Here is a 17,096-nt window from a genome sequence, read left to right as displayed (position 1 = left end):
ACCCCTCCTCCGTAGGCCAGGTTTAAACCTGGCCTACGGAGGAGGGGCCTTGCTCAAGTGTAAAGTTACTTGTTGGCGATGCTTAGTAAGAGTGCTACTCCTACCATGTTAAAGATAAGCGCGGTGCCTCCGTAACTGATAAATGGCAAAGGCAAACCCTTTGTGGGTATGGCGCCTGTTGAAACCGCTATATTTATGATCGCCTTTAACCCTATATTCATTGTAATGCCCATTGCGAGAAATTTTGAAAATAGATCACTCGCCTTTATAGCGATCTGCATACCCTGCCAGACAAGTAGACCAAAAAGAAACACTATGCCAAGCGTACCTATGAGGCCCAACTCCTCCCCTATTATGGAAAATATAAAATCTGTATGCGCCTGTGGAAGATAAAAGAGTTTTTGCCTCGAACACCCCAGCCCCAAGCCAAAAATACCGCCTGAACCAAGCGCTAAAAAAGATTGCACTATCTGGAACCCGGCATCCTCTGCCCTGCTCCACGGGTCAAGATAACCCACTATACGCTTTAATCTATAAGGGACTCTCCATATCAAAAAATAAAATATCGGCACCGCGCTAATGGCAAACGGTATGATCTGGATTATGTTCATGCCTCCTACAAAGAGCATGAGGATGGCTACTATTAAAAGCGCGACTGCGCTTCCCAGATCAGGTTGTAACAGCACTAAAAAAACCAATAGCCCTGATGCCATTAGTAACGGCATTAAACCATAATAAAAACTCCTGATACGCTCCTGCTTTCTATCCAGGGCATCAGCCAAATAAATAATCAAACAAAGTCCTGCAAGCTCAGATGGCTGGAATCCTAAAAACCCGAACCTGATCCATCTTCTTGCGCCGCCTGCCTCATGGCCGATACCAGGCAAAAGCACAAGCACAAGGATCGCTATAGACGCGCCAAGCAAAGGCCTTGCATATTTTCTCAATTTCCTATAATCAAACTTGAGCGCGATCCCTGCGAGCACTAGTCCCACTATAAAATGGAATATATGCTTCTTTAAATAATAGGCGCTGTCATAAAACTTCTCGTACGCGTGGTAGCTCGACGAGGAATAGACCATGACAATGCCAGCGCATATAAGAATCGTTGCTATTATTAAAAGGGTATTGGCTTCTTTTTTCATAATTTTAGACAAAGCTCTTTAAAAACCCTGCCGCGATCCTCATAGTTTTTAAACATATCAAAACTCGAGCACCCAGGAGAAAGCAGGATCTTATCCCCCTTGTCCGCCTTTTCGAATGCAGTGCGGACTGCTTTCTCTAAATCCTCTTCTTCGAGAATTTCCTTTGTCCCAGCAAGGCCTTTTTTAATCTGCGGTCTTGCCTCTCCTATGGCAATAATATAATTTACCTTTTTATTCACGAAGTCTTTTAACCTGCTGAAATCTCCTCCTTTATACCTGCCCCCCATGATCAGGACGATCCTCTCATTGAGAGACTTTAATGCCCATTCTACGCTCGAAACAGTAGTGGCCTTTGAATCATTGATAAAATCTACGCCATTGATCGTAGATACATACTCCAGCCTGTGCTCTATACCTTTAAATTCCGAGATGACCCTTAGCATGACATCTTCACTAACACCTTCTAAGGATGCCACAGACATGGCTGCTAGAAAATTCTCATTCTCTATATTATGTCTTTTTCTAAAATCCTTGTATTCGTCAAAAAACTCCACCCGGCACTTGGGCTGACTAGAAATCTTCTTCAATAATTTATCCCTTGCATTTAAAAATAGGACATCTGTCCCGTCCTGATTCGAAAATATCTTTAGTTTTGCTGAAACATACTCTTCCATGTCCTTGTGCCTGTCGAGATGATTCTCGGATATATTTAAAATCACGCTTGTCTTTGGCCTGAAATTCTTTATCCTTTCTAGCTGAAAAGAACTGACCTCGACCACAACAATAGAATCCTTTTTTATTCTCTTTATCTCGCCGCTTAAGGGATTACCAATGTTCCCGCACACAATCGCATCCCTGCCTGATGAGGCAAGCATCTGGCCTATGAGTGTTGTAACAGTAGTCTTTCCACTTGTGCCTGTTACAGCAATGATAGGGACAGGGCACATTGAATAGGCTAGTTCCAGCTCGCTTATTATAGGTATAGCTTTATGCTCAACCAACTTTACGCCAGGACTAACCACTATGAGATCTCTATCTTTCATAAATTGCTCAGTGTGACGACCTAGTTCAATATTGCCTTGCTTGACAATGCCCTCCTTGATAAGTTCTCCTGCAGTAGCCCTTGCAGAAGGAGTATCTTTTATCTCTGTGATAAATACAACATCACCTCGACCTGCCAAGAGCCTAGCAGCCTCTATCCCACTCCTTCCAAGTCCAACCACAACTACTCTACGCATCCACTCCCCGCTTAACTTTACATTTAAGGTCTTGCTTTAAATGTAAAGTTATCTTAGTTTTAATGTTGCAAAACTCAAAAGGACTAGGATAATCGCGATTATCCAGAACCTCACGGTTACCTTTGACTCAGCCCAGCCACACATCTCAAAATGATGATGTAAGGGCGCTATCTTAAATATCCTCTTGCCAGTAGACCTGAACGAGATTATCTGCAGTAGCACTGAAAGCGCCTCTATGACAAATATGCCTCCCACCAAAAGCAGGAGCATCTCTTTCTTTACAAAAACAGCGACTGTCCCAATGGCGCCGCCAAGCGCAAGCGCGCCTGTATCGCCCATGAATATCGACGCTGGGTGAGAATTGTACCACAAGAATCCCAGGCCCGCCCCTAATATAGCAGCGCAAAACACAGTAAGCTCGCCTGCCTCTGGAAGATAGTAAATTCCCAGGTAATTTGCAAAATCAATGTGGCCTGTCACGTAACTCATACCAGCGTACGCCACTGCAGTCAAGGCAATGCACCCTATTGCCAGTCCGTCCAGTCCATCAGTAAGATTTACTGCGTTCGAAGCAGAAGTAATAACTAATATCACAAACGGTATATAAAAAATCCCCAGGTCTATTGTCAATGCCTTGAAAAATGGCATCTCAAGCATGGTAGTAGTCTTTGGATTCACATATAGAAAAAGCCCTACAATAAATCCTGCCAGGATCTGGGCAAAAAGCTTTGTCCTTTTAGTCAGGCCTCTCTTAATGGGGACGGAGCCTCTGTAGGCCAGGTTTAAACCTGGCCTACTAGAAGGCTTGAGTTTCTTATAATCATCTAAAAATCCTATGCCGCCCAGCCAGCCAGTCACCATAAGGGCCAAAAGCACAAAACTATTTTTAACATCAGCCCATAAAATCGTGGATAGCCCTATTCCCAGTAAAATCAAAATCCCGCCCATGGTAGGAGTGCCCTGTTTATCCTTGTGCAGGTTGTAAAGATCCGGGCATTCCTTTTTTCTTACTATCTCCCCGATCTTAAGGGCCTGTAATTTCCTGATGATAGGCGGCGCGAATATAATCGTAATTAAAAACGCGGTGACACTGGCAAGCGCAGCCCTGAATGTGATGTACCTGAAGACATTGAAAACGGAAAAATGCTCTTTTAAGGAATATAATAAATAATATAACATTTTCGTTGGCCCGTTACCCGTTGGCCCGTTGGCCCGTTAAAAATAAAGTCTCCAAACCCTGCACTATCTCCTCCATCTTCATTGCGCGTGAACCCTTGATCAAAACTACATCACCTTTTTTAACTAAATTCGTCATGGTCTCGCGCGCGTCTTTAGTGAGATTAAACATCTTTATCTTTTTCTGGCTCATCCCTGCCTCCTGAGCGCCCCTGGCCACATGCTCAGCGAGCTTACCTACAGCGACTATCAGATCAATGCCTGACTCAGCAGCCTGCCTGCCAACCAGATGATGAAACCTGCCAGACAGATTCCCTAATTCAAGCATGTCTCCTGTCACAAGTATCTTTCTGCCCTTGGTGGTCATATCCTTTAATGCCTCTATTGCCGGCCTCATTGAAAGGGGGTTGGAATTATAGGAATCGTTTATTATCTTTATGTCGCCAAACCTCTTGACCTCCATCCTCATACTCGGCCCCCTGAACTCTCGCAATGCCTCTATGATCTCCTCGATCGAAAGGCCAAAATCCCAACTGGCTGCTATTGCTGCAAGGGCATTGTAAACACTGTGACGGCCCGCCACGCTCATCTCTATCTTCCATTTTCCGTTCAGCCTAAAACTAATACCGTCGGGCTCGACATTTACCTTATCTGCGACAAAATCCGCCTTTTTATCAAGACCGAACTTTACGAGTTTCTGTTTTATCTTTATCTTTTTCAAGGATTCGTCGTCGGCATTTACGATGACCTTTGCATCTTTATCTAAAGATTCCAATATCTCTATCTTGGCCTTCAAGACTGTATCCATATCCTTCAGATACTCAAGATGCGATGGGCCTATATTGGTAATGAGCGCTACGCTGGGCCTGGCTATCTCTGAAAGTCGCTTTACTTCGCCAAGATGGTTCGTCCCCATCTCCAGGACAGCTATTTTGTGCTCGGGTTTAAGTCGCATAAGCGTAAGAGGCACCCCGATATGATTATTCTCTGTCCCGAAATTTTTAAGCACGTTGAGTTTTTTATTGAGTATGGCGGCTGTCATTTCCTTTGTGGTGGTCTTTCCATTAGAGCCAGTAATGCCTATAACAGGTATCTTGAATCTCGACCTGTGGAAATGCGCTATGTCGCCAAGCGCCTTTATGCTATCAGGTACTGAGATAAACGAGGTCTCAGGCAATTTAAATTTGGCATTCACAATACAGCCATCCTGCACAAGCACGCCGCCCGCGCCCCTTGAGACCGCGTCCAATAGAAAATTATGCCCGTCAAACCTCTGGCCTTTAATAGCCAGGAAGAGCTCTCCGCCTTTTATGCGGCGGGTGTCTGTGGATATACCCATGAGTATATCGCTCTGGTTTCCTGAGAGGAGTCTTCCCTTTGTAGACATCAAGGCATCTTTGACTGTAAACATATATCCTCCTTGGTTATAGCGTGTTCAATGAAATCCCAATACTACCAATAATACCAATACTACCAATACTACCAAATAAATCCCAATTTCAAAATCCCAAACATGTTTTGGGATTTGGGATTTTGGATTTATTTGGGATTTGGTAGTATTTGGATTTTGGATTTTTATCGCTTAATATCCTCTTCACCACTTCCCTGTCATCAAAGGGAATGGTAATGTCCTTAAATATCTGATATGTCTCGTGACCTTTGCCTGCCACAAGTACAATGTCCTTGCTCTTTGCATCTTTCAAAGCCAGCTCAATCGCCCTGGCCCTATCTTTTTCAATGATGTAATTTTTTTTCCGGGCAGGAACACCCTTGATTATATCCTTTATGATCTCCAGGGGCTCCTCGCTTCTTGGATTATCGCTTGTAATAAATATCTTGTCAGAAAGCTCAGAAGATACCCTGCCTATCTCAGACCTTTTAGACCGGTCCCTGTCACCGCCACAGCCAAACACAGTAATGAGTCTATCTGGCCTTAATTCCTTTAGGGCCTTTAACGCATTCTCAATGCCATTTTCTGTATGCGCGTAATCCACAAACACTGAAAAATCCTGGCCGCAATCGATTTTCTCGAGCCTGCCAGGTAAAGACCTGATGCTTTCTATTGCCTGCGCGATTTTCTCGCGACTCATACCCATGGCAATACCACACGATGCGCTGGCCAGGATATTATATACATTGTGCCGGCCAATAAGAGGAGATTTTATATCTATGTCACCTGGCCGTACATCTGCTGGATTTTCAATACCGTATGTTATTATTCTGGCCTTGCCTTCTTTTTTAACCACCTCTATAAATTTATCTGCATGCGGATCGTCCATATTTATGATCGCATGGCCTCCTGTTTTTATCTTTGTAAATAGCTTCGTCTTTGAGGCAAGATAGTTCTTCATTCTTTTATGATAATCCATGTGCTCGGAAGTCAGATTCGTAAATACTGCTATGTCAAAATTCAATGTGTCCACGCGGCCCTGGTCCAGAGAATGCGAAGAGACCTCGAGTATGCAATTTCTTACTTTATCCTTACGCATCTCAGCTAAAAGAGAATAAAGGCTTAAGACGCCAGGGGTTGTATTGAATGCTGGTATAAGGCGATCTCCAAACCTGTAGTTTATTGTACCGATCACGCCTGTCTTTTGAGATATTGCATTGAATAGACTTTCTACTAAATATGTGACTGTGGTCTTGCCATTTGTGCCAGTAATGCCAATAAGCCGCATCTTGCTGGAGATGTCTCCATAAAAGGCTTTGGCAGCCTCAGACAGGCTATGCCTTGCATTTCCTGTATATATAAAGGTACATCCCCTTCTAAATATAGAGGTATTGCCCTTTTCCAGTATCACTGCGCAGGCGCCTCTATCTATGGCCTCATCTATAAAGTCTGTGCCTTTAAAACGCGCGCCTTGAAAGGCTATAAAGATATAACCCTCTCTTACTTCTTTTGAATTACAAGCAATGCCCTTCACTTCCAGAGAGACCTTGCCCTCGATTTTTTTAACATCACTCAGACTGTCTATGATCTTCTTAAGTCTCATCTCGGAACCATTACCCCTTCTTTTGCCTTCTCCCGTCTTCGTAGGCCAGGTTTAAACCTGGCCTACGAAGACGGGAGAAGGGGTTTGATCTTATAGTAGCGCATCAACTCGCCTGCTACTTTTTGAAACACAGGGGCGCACACAGTGCCGCCGTAGTAAGCTGGCCTGGGCTCGTCCATTATAACCACCAGGGCAAAGCGGGGTTTATCAAAAGGCAAAAAACCTATGAATGATGCCGTGAATTTTCTGTGTGAATAAGTGCCGTCTGGCTCTATCTTTTGCGCGGTTCCTGTCTTGCCCGCGGGAAAATATCCATCCACCTCGGCGCGCCTGCCTGTGCCATCCTCTACAACGCCTCTTAATATCTCTCTTAGCTCAGACGCGGTCTTTTCAGAAATAACCCTGTGCATCTTTTTTGGTTCGAACTTCTCAATCGCGCCTCCAGCCTTATCCTGCACTCTACTGACAATCCTTGGTTTCACATAATAGCCGCCATTTGCCAGAGTGGATATCGCGCACGCAAGCTGAAGCGCACTTACTGTTAATTCCTGGCCCATAGAGATACTGCAGAGCGAAAGCTTTGACCACTGCCTGGGATGTCTTATTATCCCCTCCACTTCGCCCGGGAGGTCTATGCCTGTTTTTTTTCCAAAACCAAAACGCTTGATATACCTGTATAATCTCTTATCTTCTAGCTTGATCGCTGATTTCATGGTGCCTATATTTGAAGAATATTTAATCACATCCTTAAAGGCGAGCCAGCCATGCGGTTTGTGGTCATGATAGATATGCCTGGACCATTTGAACTCTCCGTTCTCGCAAAAAAACTCATCCTCTGGTTTGACTACGCCTTCTGCCAGCACAGCGCTCGCAGTCACTATTTTAAAACTTGAACCTGGCTCAAAAAAATCACATATCGCGCGATTCCTCCTTGCCTCAACAGGATATTCCTGGATCTTATTCGGGTCATAGGTGGGTCTGTTGGCAAGCGCCAATATATCACCTGTATAAGGGTCCATCACTACGATCATAGCGCCCTGCGCATTGCGCTCCTTAAAGGCATTGTCCAGTTCTCTTTCTGCAAATGCCTGCACTATGCTGTCGATGGTCAACACTACATCATTTCCATCAGCAGGCGGGATCTCTCTATATTCATAGCCCGGCACCTCGCGTTTCTTCGCGTCCCTTATGCTATATCTCCATCCCACTGTGCCTTTGAGAAATTTATCGAATTTTAACTCAATACCCTCAAGGCCATCGTCATCCACTCCGACAAATCCTATTATGTGGCTAGCAAGACTAGCATTGGGATAAACCCTCTGGGGTTCTTTTACAAAACCCACTCCTTTAATAGATAGCCGCCTCACAGCCATCTCTTCATCTGGAGAAACCTTGCGGGCCGCCCATACGAAGCGTTTCTGGTTATTGAGTTTATTGAGTAATTTATCCGCATCAATATCCAGGGCCTCGGCAAGATCCGCGGCTGCAGATCCTTTATCTTCTACCATGAGCGGATCTATAAATATAGAATTGAGATTAATGGAACCGGCCAGTTCTTTTAGATTGCGGTCATAGATTATGCCGCGCTTGGGAAGGATACAGGAAAAGGTCTTATATTGACTCGAGGCTATTTTTGATAATGGTTTTGCAGCGCCAAGCTGGACGCAGAAGAGTCTGGCGCCCAAAAGCACAAACAAAACCAGTAAACAATAAAGAAGCTTCCTAATTCGGGGGGTAATTAGCTTGTGCACAACAATACCTTATTTAGAACACGTTCGGGCTGGCCTCAGCTTCCCGACTCACTGCAAACAGATTGGCAAAGAGACCTTTTTTCACTACCGTCTTGCGAACAAACTTCTTTGGGGAACTCTCAAGTTTGACCACCTGCCATTTGTGGGGCATACCTAACTCGACCTTCTTTGCTAAAAGTTTCTCTTCGAGGCTGACAGGTGATTTTAAATTAAGGACATTATATACCAATATCCTATTGCGGTCAACAATCTTTGAGTAAACTTGATGATTATCCTTGATCTTCAGACCCATTTGATATATAAGTACCTGCTGATTGACATACAAAAGCGCGACCAATGTCAGAGTAAATATACTTATTATAATTTTGTGTGTTTTAAAGGTATTTTTTATCATAATTTTATTGCAGCTCTTAGTTTTGCGCTTCGCGCGCGCGGGTTTTCCATGAGTTCATCACCTTTTGCCATAACAGGCTTCTTCGTAAGGATCTGAAAGACATCCTGCGCGGAAAATTCCCTAAGGGTAGTCTTCGCGATCCTATCCTCCAACGAATGAAACGATATCACGCATAACCTGCCGCCTTTTTTAAGAACGGACGGCGCATCCTTAAGCGCCTCTTCCATGGCAGAAAGTTCCTCGTTCACCTTGATTCGAAGCGCCTGGAATGTGCGAGTGGCTGGATGGATCCGCTCCCTGCGCCTTCCGTAAGGCATGCTCCGAGAAATTATCTGCGCTAATTCAGCGGTCGTCTCTATCTTCTTTTCCCTGCGCGCCCTGAGGATCGAGGCCGCTATCCTCTTATGAAAACGCTCTTCGCCGAAATGCTTTATCAAGCGCGAAAGTTCAAATTCGCTCAAATTATTTACCAGTGTAGCCGCTGTAAGATGCTGCGTCTTATCCATCCTCATATCCAAAGGGCCTGAATTCTTTATGCTGAATCCTCGTTCCGCTGACTCCATCTGGATACTGGATATGCCCAGATCAAATAAAATTCCATCTACTTCACTTGTCTTTGAATCCTGTAAGATATTCTTGAGGTCTTTGAAATTACCGTTCATGAGTCTGAAAGAACCTTCTGAAGATTTAAGCTGTTCGTCTGCTATTTTTAATGACTCTTTATCTTTATCTATTCCTATCAATAAACCGCTGGGACCTATCCTGCGCAAGATCTCTTTGGCATGACCTGCCCCGCCTATAGTAGCGTCTACGATCACATCACCGTCTGCAGGATCTAAGAAATGCATGACCTCCTGCAAGAGGACCGGCTTATGTAAAAAGTTTTCTCCCATTTTGGCTTTTTATTATCTTATATACCTCCCGACTTACATTGCAAGAGTGACTGTCGAGATTAAGAGACCGGGTCTTTCGTATGCATTCGATCGGTATATTGAAAGAACGTATGCGATTTTGTTTTGACTTTGCATGAGTATGATGAGTACGGTGAGACATGTAGCCTCCTATTCCAAGTCTATTAATTTCTCAGCTACTTCCTCAAATGAATCTTTTGACACAGAATAATAATCCTTCCATGAATCGCGAGCCCAGATCTCGATCCTGTTTGAAACGCCAACGATGTATACATCTTTTTTAATATTAGCGTAATTTTTTAAATAAGAAGGGACGAGGATCCTGCCCTGCTTATCAGGTACGAGTTCGCTTGCGCCTGAAAAATACAGCCTATTGAATCGCCTGTATTCTGATTTTGTAAATGGCATGGATTTAAATTTCTGCTCCTGTGTTTTCCATTCATCTTCTCCAAACATAAATAAACATTTGTCGAGTCCGCGGGTAATAAAAAAGCGCTCAATATAATGCTCCTTGAGCGCGTCTCTAAATTTAGAGGGGATTATGAGTCTGCCTTTTCTGTCCAACGCATGTTCAAACTCTCCGTAAAACATGACTCCCTCCACTTCACTCCACTTTACGCCACTTAGTAACTAAAGTTTACACGAGTGACGTTTTTATGTCAAGGTAAAATTTCGCTTTTTTTAACTTCTACAATATAATGGGGTTATGAGGCTAGCGGTATGCTAAATGTAGGGTCCTTCGACGCGCTCGCTATGCTCGCTTGCTCAGGATTATATCACTCTGTATCTGTTTTCGCAGTGCTTCAACGGATTTGAACCTTCTTTCATCTCTTATCTTTCTCTTAAATATTACTTCTACATCTTTACCATATATAGTTTTTTTAAAATTAAATATATGTAGTTCGATAGTAGGGTCTATATTGCTGCCCCGTACCAGTCGCTCCGCTCGGGTACGGGGTAAACCAAATGTGGGCCTGGTGCCAATATTCAAAATACCTTTGTAGATCCTGTTGGAGATCTTTGCATCTACGCTATAAACTCCGCTCGGCGGAATCGCCTCGTGATGCGGATCGATATTTGCCGTTGGAAATCCAAGCCTTCTTCCAACGCGTCTGCCTCTTACCACAGTACCAAGGACTGTGACAGGCCTGCCCAACATAAGCGATGCATTCCTTAAGTCTCCTTTTTCAATTTTCTGGCGTATCCTTGTGCTGGAAACAGAATGGCCTTTTGATCTAAGGGTCTTGACCTCGAATACCTTAAAGCCGTATCTTTTTAAGAGTCCAGCAGTACCTCTACCCTTGTAGCCAAATCTAAAATTTTCTCCCACGACAAGAATATCTATTTTAAATCTGCGCATTAAAATTTTAGTTATAAACTCTTCTCCGGAAAGTCGCGAGAGCTTTCCTGTAAATCTTATAACTCTAAGAGAATCTACGCCAAAATCTTTTATCAATGTAAGTCTGTGTTTTAACGAGATCAAAAGCGGGATCTTTGATTTAAGGATATTGCGAGGGTGCGGGTCAAATGTTATAAGAAGACTGCTAGCGTTGTTGCGAGATGCTTCTTTAGTAAGCTTTTTTAAGATCTTCTGGTGGCCACGATGAACACCGTCAAAGATGCCTATGGCAGCTACAAAGTTAGCTCGTCGCTTCGCTCCTCGTAACTTTTTATTGGATGTCTTTTTCATTGATATGGTCCAGGGGGCAAGCCTCTTGCAAGGAAAATTTTCCTGACCTGGTCCTTTTAAGCGCTGACATGTGCGCAGGATAACCTAATGACCTGCCTATATCTTCGCACAATGTCCTTACGTATGTGCCTTTTGAACACTTCACGCGAAAAATAGCCTCAGGCATATTAAATTCCACAAGTTCTATCTCGTGTATCGTTATGGGGCAGGGTTTCCTCGGAACGGTCTTGCCTTTACGCGCGAGCTGATATAATTTCTTGCCTTTATATTTTTTTGCAGAGACCATTGGCGGTATCTGCTCCATGTTTCCTTTGAAACTCTCCAGCGCCTTTTTTACAGCATCAATGTCCAAACCATTTACATCTTTTTCTTCGATAACCTTGCCAGTGCTATCCTGCGTATCTGTAGATCTTCCAAAAAAAAGTGTGGCGACATATTCCTTGTCATCCCTTAAAAATGTACCTGCCAACTTTGTGGCGCGACCTACCAGCATCACAAGCACACCCGTAGCCATTGGATCAAGCGTACCTGCATGACCAACACGCCTCATCCCAAATCTTCGCCTTACAACATCCACCACATCATGCGACGTCATACCCTTGGGTTTGTCTACGACTAAGATACCATCCATATATATCGCTGAAATACGCTGAAGCCGTTCCTCGCTTTGCTCGGAACGGACGCGGAATTACACAGAAGATTAAAACCTCGTTTCAGCGTAGTTCTGCGTCTTCCGAGTGAGTTCCGCGATTATCCACATATGTACTAAAGCAAGCTACGTGCCTTGTCTAAGACCTTCTTCTCTACTTCTTCCATCTTACCAAAGACAGTACATCCGCTTGCTGTGGCGTGACCGCCGCCATTGAAAAATGAAGCAAGCTTATTTACATCTGCCTTGCCTTTGGAGCGGAAGCTTACTTTTATCCTGTTTTCTGTGCCTGTTTCTCTGAAAAATGCCGCGATCTCTACGCCATCTATGGAACGCGCAAAATTTATTATGCCTTCTGTGCCTTCCAGCGACGCCTTTGTATTCTTGAGCATCTCCTTTGTAACCCAGAGCCACGCGATCTTTCCATCCTCTGACACCTTCAGTGTCTGAAGCGCAGAACCTAATAAACTCGTATTCTGAAGACTGCTCGTCTCGTAGATCCTGCTATATATATCATAAGGCTCCACGCCTGTATCCATCAGTTCCGCTACTATCCTGTGAGTCTTTGAAGATGTATTGGTATACTTAAACGAACCTGTATCTGTCATAATCGCCACATACATAGCTACAGCCTCATCATATTCTATCTTTAATTTAAATTCTTTAAATAGTTCAAACACCATCTCGCCCGCGCTCGATGTCTTTGCATCCACCCAGTTATGCTGGCCAAAATTCTCGTTTGAGATGTGATGGTCTATGTTTATGACTACCTTGTCCTTTGTTACACACTCTGCAACCTTTCCAAGACGGCTCATGTCCGGACAATCCAGAATAACTGCTGCTTGAAAATCAGCATTGCGAGGTAATTCTTTTAAAATGCCATCTACGCCATTCATGAATCGCAATATATGCGGTACAGGGCTTTCGTTTACGATCATGACCTTTTTCCCTAGCCTCTTCAATAAAGACGCGAGGGCAATCTGGCTCCCCACAGAATCGCCTTCAGGATTTATGTGGGCTGAAATAAAAAATGTGTCAAATTTTGTTATAATTTTTTTAATCGATTTTGCGTTCATCTCTTAACCTCTCAAATGTTTTTTCAAGTTCTAGGCTGTATTCAGCTGATTTATCGAGTCTGAATGAAAGCTCTGGCACGTATTTTAGCTTTAACTTTTCTCCGATAAGCCTGCGGATATAGCCTGCCGCACTCTCGATCCCCTCGAGACTGGCTTCTTTTTTTGATTCATCACCAAGCACGCTAAAATAGATCTTTGCATATCTCAGGTCGCCAGTAAGATCGATCCTTGTGATCGTGACAAAGCCTATGCGCGGATCCTTTAGCTCCTCCTGCAATATCATAGAGAGCTCTTTCATTAACTGCTTTCGCACCCTGTCCGTCCTCACACCCATATCCTACCCTCCCTAAATCAATCTGGAAAATGTCTCCAGGCATTTTAACGCATTTTTTTCTTTTAGAAACAATTCCATCTCTTTCTTGATCCTTCCACGATTCACTTCTCCTAAGAAACCAGCTGCTACTGCCTCTTTCATCAGGCCTTTTGTATGTGATTCTATCTTAAAATTTAATCTGGTAGAAAATCTGACAGCCCTGAATATGCGCGTAGGGTCATCCATAAAACTTTTATCGTGCATAACCCTTACAATACCTTTTTTTAGATCTCCCAAGCCGCCATAAAGATCAGCCAGCTCTCCGAAATTCCTCTTATTGATAATTATAGCCATGGCGTTTATAGTAAAATCTCTTCTGAATAGATCCTCTTTTATCGTAGCTGGCTCTACATCAGGATAGGCAGCAGGATGTTCATAGGATTCTCTTCTCGCAGTCACTATGTCTATCCTGAGATCTTTACGCGCGACGGTAGCTGTACCAAAGGCCTTATGGACAGTCAGTGCGCCCTTCAAGGTCTTATTCAAGACCTCGCTGAATTTTATGGCATCTGTCTCTACGACAAAATCCAGGTCGTAATTCGATACGTTGAGCAATAGATCCCGTACAGGGCCGCCAACCATATAAACGCGCACCCCTTCTTCATCAGCGATCTTCCCCAAGGTCTCAACAAGCATTGAAACCTTTCTTGGTAATTTTTTCACTAGATCTATTTTCATATTTTCACCACCAGATCCGCTATATCCTTTGCAGCATCAGGATATGCCAATAGATTTATCCTGGCCTTCATGTCGATTATCTTCTCAGGAGCAGCTACGAAACACTTTACATGATCCACGATCTGACCTACTGTATTTGCGCGCACTGCCACGCCATAGCCCTCAAGGACTTTACAGTTTCCTGTCTCCTGACCAGGTATTGGCTGTATTATAATCATGGGTAATTTCTTTGAAAGCGACTCTGAGACAGTTAGTCCGCCTGACTTTGTTATTATCAAATCACTCGCCTCCATGAACTCATCAACATTATTCATATAGCCAAAGGCGCTCAACTTAATCCCTGAACTCGTTCCTATCTTATTTAAATCTTCAAGCAAGGCCTTATTTTTTCCGCATATGATTATTATCTGTAAACCATTCTTTATCCCTGATTCCAGCTCAGAAATAGCATTGACTATTTCTTTTACCGGGCCTGTTCCAAATCCGCCGCCCATAATAAGGAGATTAAAACAATTTTCTTTCAGGCCCAGTTTTTCTATCAGGGTCTTGCGGCCTTTTGAAATACTAAATACAGGGTCAGTGGGGATACCGAAGATCTTTATACGGGCCTCCTCTATCCCGCGCCTTACGAGTCCTTTTTTTGTCTTTTCTAGCGCGCCTATAAAATAATCTGATCGTCTAGCCAACCAAAAAGAATGAGGCAAAAAATCCGTAATGACTGTTACAAGCCTGCCGTTAAAAAGATTTTTTTTCTTTAACGCAGAAACTACTTCCGCGGGAAGAAAATGTGTGCAGACTATAACATCTGGTTTTTTTTCAATAACAAACCTCTTGAATCTGGCTGCCTGAAGATCATGAAAAAATCTTCTTACCGGAGCACAAAAGAAATCCACTGATCTGAGATCAAAGAAATAATACAGGCACCCCCATAAAAAGGGCGCCCTGTTTATAAGAAATAGATAAACCCTGGGGTACGAAAACTTGAAAAATGCATTCGTATAGTCCAGCGTATCTACGACCTCGACATGGGCTCCAGAATCCAGCAAGGCCTTTCCTATTGCCTCTGCTGCCTTCTTGTGTCCAATTCCCGCATATGCGTGCGCAACTAATATTTTCATATCAAAATAGTGTATAAATAAACGGGGCTACAGCTGATGATTGTGTGAAAAATATCAAAAGCCCAAATAGCAAAAGCACCATCACTATCGGGATCATCCACCATAATTTTCTCTCCCACAAAAACTTAAAAAGCTCTCCTATTATCCTCGCTCTTGCTTTAATATCCATTCAACTGCCTCCTTTAAATCTCTCTTTATGAGATCAGGCTTAAGCACCCAATTCTTGACATCGTCTAAATTCTCTTTCCCTGTCAATAAAAGTATGGTCTTGCACCCCATGCCTTTCCCAGCGCCCACATCAGGGTGCGAGTCGCCTATAAAATATGTATTTTTAAAATCTATATCAAGTCCTTTCGTAGCTTTCTTTATCGTACCGGTCTTTGGCTTTCTGCATTCGCAGCCAGCATCCGGCTTATGCGTGCAATAATTGACAGACTTTATTCTGCCTCCCTGTTTTTCAATCTCGCTCAGCATATTTTTTGTGATCTCATCAAGCGAAGCCTGCGAATAGATCCCCCTGCCTACTCCTGCCTGGTTGGATATCACAAAGATCTCATAGCCTTTTTCATTTAGTTTTTTTATGGCCTCGATAGAGCCTGGCCAGAACTCAAACTCCTTCCATGACTTTATATAATCGCCACCGCCAGGATCCCTATTTATGACACCATCCCTATCTAGAAATATAGCTTTAATCATGATATGGAATATCCTTGGATGTTACATAAGGTTGCGGAATGTTTCGGAAGGTTGCGGAATGTTACACTAAAAGCGCTGAAATCCATCGCCTCTTGTAACCTTCCGTAACCTTCTCTAACATTCCGTAACATTCCGCAACCTCCGTGTTATTAAATAAAGTATTTTGTGTTACTGCCAACCCATTCGATCAGTTTTTCCAGGCCTTTCTCGGGTGTATGCTTTGGTTTCCAGGTGAGTGACTTTGAGACCTTGCCGATGTCAGAGATGTATACCTTCTGGTCACTTGGCCGCCACTCCTTGTGATCTATTTTCCTGAACTTGATGCCTGTTTTCTTTTCTATCAATGCTATAAACTCCAGGAGCGAGGTAGTGTTCCTTGGCCCGCCGCCAATATTAAACACGTCATGCATTGCCTCGCCGTGTATGAACTTGTCATAGGCCTCTACTAGATCATCCACGTACAGTAAGTCCCTTACCTGTTTTCCGTCGCCGTAGACAATGATGGGCTGGCCTGTCAGATTCGCTATGACAAACCATGCTACCCAGCCCTGATCCTCAAAACCAAACTGCCTTGTGCCATAGATACATGACATGCGAAACACTGCTGTCTTCATGCCGTAGATATGTCCGTATTCCTGCGTATAGATATCGCCTGTATATTTCGAAGCGCCATAAGGCGTATGGCCAGTCAGGTCCACAGACAGTGTCTCAGGAACACCTTTTTTAGTTTTATACCTATATCTTGTCTCTTCTTCTTCCAGTGTAATGCTGTCCACATTCTCTCCGTAGATCTTATTTGTGGAGCAATACACAAACGCAGCCTTTGGCGAGACCTGCCTGAGACATTCAAGGACATTAAGCGTGCCATAGGCGTTTATACTAAAGTCTTCTCTCGGGATCTTCATGGAAAGCGGCACGCCTGGCTGGCCCGCAGTATGTATCACTGCATCCACGCCGTCACCCAGCGCCTTCATCACGTCCTTTTCTTCTCTTATGTCCCCTTTTATCCTCTTTACGTTTTCGAGCTGGCTCAGATAGTTCCAGTTAAACTCCACGCTCTCCTTATTGTATCCGAATAGATTAGAGCGCATCAGATTATCCAGTACGATCACCTCATCACCCTTCTTTGAATAATACTCTGCTGTATGCGATCCGACTAACCCTGCCCCACCTGTCACTAATACCTTCATCATTCCTCCTTATATCTT

At 43.7% G+C, this 17,096-nt stretch carries 18 protein-coding genes; all 18 read right to left on the bottom strand.

The features are described 5' to 3' along the window. Positions 1–65: 65 nt before the first annotated feature. The 18 genes from ftsW to P9L93_05510 all read right to left on the bottom strand — a co-directional run bounded on the left by ftsW (position 66) and on the right by P9L93_05510 (position 17,081). Entirely contained in the window at positions 66–1,145 is a 1,080-nt protein-coding gene (gene ftsW, locus P9L93_05595) for a putative lipid II flippase FtsW (protein MDP8230559.1), read from the bottom strand. Then, positions 1,142–2,383 (bottom strand): UDP-N-acetylmuramoyl-L-alanine--D-glutamate ligase, encoded by a 1,242-nt coding sequence (gene murD, locus P9L93_05590; GenBank protein ID MDP8230558.1) that lies wholly within the window; start codon positions 2,381–2,383, stop codon positions 1,142–1,144. Before murD ends, ftsW begins: the two co-directional genes overlap by 4 nt. 48 nt (positions 2,384–2,431) lie before the next feature. Then, complete coding sequence (mraY, locus tag P9L93_05585) at positions 2,432–3,562, bottom strand: phospho-N-acetylmuramoyl-pentapeptide-transferase (GenBank protein ID MDP8230557.1); 1,131 nt, start codon at positions 3,560–3,562, stop codon at positions 2,432–2,434. A gap of 13 nt (positions 3,563–3,575) precedes the next feature. Next, the gene (murF, locus tag P9L93_05580) at positions 3,576–4,970 is read right to left on the bottom strand and encodes a UDP-N-acetylmuramoyl-tripeptide--D-alanyl-D-alanine ligase (GenBank protein MDP8230556.1); all 1,395 of its coding nucleotides are present in this window, start codon (positions 4,968–4,970) and stop codon (positions 3,576–3,578) included. Between the two features lie 88 nt (positions 4,971–5,058). Beyond that, complete coding sequence (locus P9L93_05575; protein MDP8230555.1) at positions 5,059–6,552, bottom strand: UDP-N-acetylmuramoyl-L-alanyl-D-glutamate--2,6-diaminopimelate ligase; 1,494 nt, start codon at positions 6,550–6,552, stop codon at positions 5,059–5,061. Positions 6,553–6,614: 62 nt separating this feature from the next. Then, positions 6,615–8,237, bottom strand: coding sequence for a penicillin-binding transpeptidase domain-containing protein (locus P9L93_05570; protein ID MDP8230554.1), 1,623 nt, complete (start codon positions 8,235–8,237; stop codon positions 6,615–6,617). 79 nt (positions 8,238–8,316) lie between these two features. After that, positions 8,317–8,697, bottom strand: a complete 381-nt coding sequence (locus P9L93_05565; protein ID MDP8230553.1) for a hypothetical protein — start codon at positions 8,695–8,697, stop codon at positions 8,317–8,319. Further along, positions 8,694–9,590, bottom strand: a complete 897-nt coding sequence (rsmH, locus tag P9L93_05560) for a 16S rRNA (cytosine(1402)-N(4))-methyltransferase RsmH (GenBank protein ID MDP8230552.1) — start codon at positions 9,588–9,590, stop codon at positions 8,694–8,696. The genes P9L93_05565 and rsmH overlap by 4 nt, the downstream gene beginning before the upstream one ends. Positions 9,591–9,758: 168 nt before the next feature. Continuing rightward, positions 9,759–10,199, bottom strand: coding sequence for a division/cell wall cluster transcriptional repressor MraZ (gene mraZ / locus P9L93_05555; GenBank protein MDP8230551.1), 441 nt, complete (start codon positions 10,197–10,199; stop codon positions 9,759–9,761). A gap of 160 nt (positions 10,200–10,359) precedes the next feature. Next, positions 10,360–11,298, bottom strand: coding sequence for a bifunctional riboflavin kinase/FAD synthetase (locus tag P9L93_05550; protein MDP8230550.1), 939 nt, complete (start codon positions 11,296–11,298; stop codon positions 10,360–10,362). Beyond that, the gene (gene truB, locus P9L93_05545) at positions 11,279–11,929 is read right to left on the bottom strand and encodes a tRNA pseudouridine(55) synthase TruB (GenBank protein ID MDP8230549.1); all 651 of its coding nucleotides are present in this window, start codon (positions 11,927–11,929) and stop codon (positions 11,279–11,281) included. Before truB ends, P9L93_05550 begins: the two co-directional genes overlap by 20 nt. Before the next feature lie 134 nt (positions 11,930–12,063). Further along, on the bottom strand, positions 12,064–13,023 hold the full coding sequence (locus P9L93_05540) for a bifunctional oligoribonuclease/PAP phosphatase NrnA (protein ID MDP8230548.1): 960 nt from the start codon (positions 13,021–13,023) through the stop codon (positions 12,064–12,066). Beyond that, the gene (gene rbfA, locus P9L93_05535; protein ID MDP8230547.1) at positions 13,004–13,357 is read right to left on the bottom strand and encodes a 30S ribosome-binding factor RbfA; all 354 of its coding nucleotides are present in this window, start codon (positions 13,355–13,357) and stop codon (positions 13,004–13,006) included. The genes P9L93_05540 and rbfA overlap by 20 nt, the downstream gene beginning before the upstream one ends. A gap of 12 nt (positions 13,358–13,369) precedes the next feature. Then, positions 13,370–14,074, bottom strand: a complete 705-nt coding sequence (locus tag P9L93_05530) for a hypothetical protein (GenBank protein MDP8230546.1) — start codon at positions 14,072–14,074, stop codon at positions 13,370–13,372. Further along, positions 14,071–15,192: a glycosyltransferase gene (locus tag P9L93_05525; protein ID MDP8230545.1), complete on the bottom strand. Its 1,122-nt coding sequence runs from the start codon at positions 15,190–15,192 to the stop codon at positions 14,071–14,073. Before P9L93_05525 ends, P9L93_05530 begins: the two co-directional genes overlap by 4 nt. Before the next feature lies 1 nt (position 15,193). After that, a complete protein-coding gene (locus P9L93_05520) occupies positions 15,194–15,361 on the bottom strand; it encodes a DUF5989 family protein (GenBank protein ID MDP8230544.1) in 168 nt (55 codons plus the stop codon). Beyond that, positions 15,334–15,888 (bottom strand): D-glycero-beta-D-manno-heptose 1,7-bisphosphate 7-phosphatase, encoded by a 555-nt coding sequence (gmhB, locus tag P9L93_05515; protein MDP8230543.1) that lies wholly within the window; start codon positions 15,886–15,888, stop codon positions 15,334–15,336. The genes P9L93_05520 and gmhB overlap by 28 nt, the downstream gene beginning before the upstream one ends. 149 nt (positions 15,889–16,037) lie before the next feature. Then, entirely contained in the window at positions 16,038–17,081 is a 1,044-nt protein-coding gene (locus P9L93_05510) for a GDP-mannose 4,6-dehydratase (GenBank protein MDP8230542.1), read from the bottom strand. Between the last annotated feature and the right edge of the window lie 15 nt (positions 17,082–17,096).

Origin of the sequence: Candidatus Gorgyraea atricola, from assembly GCA_030765235.1 — a bacterium.
Classification (GTDB): Bacteria; Omnitrophota; Gorgyraeia; order Gorgyraeales; family Gorgyraeaceae; genus Gorgyraea; species Gorgyraea atricola.
This window is presented reverse-complemented; position numbering and strand designations above follow the sequence as displayed.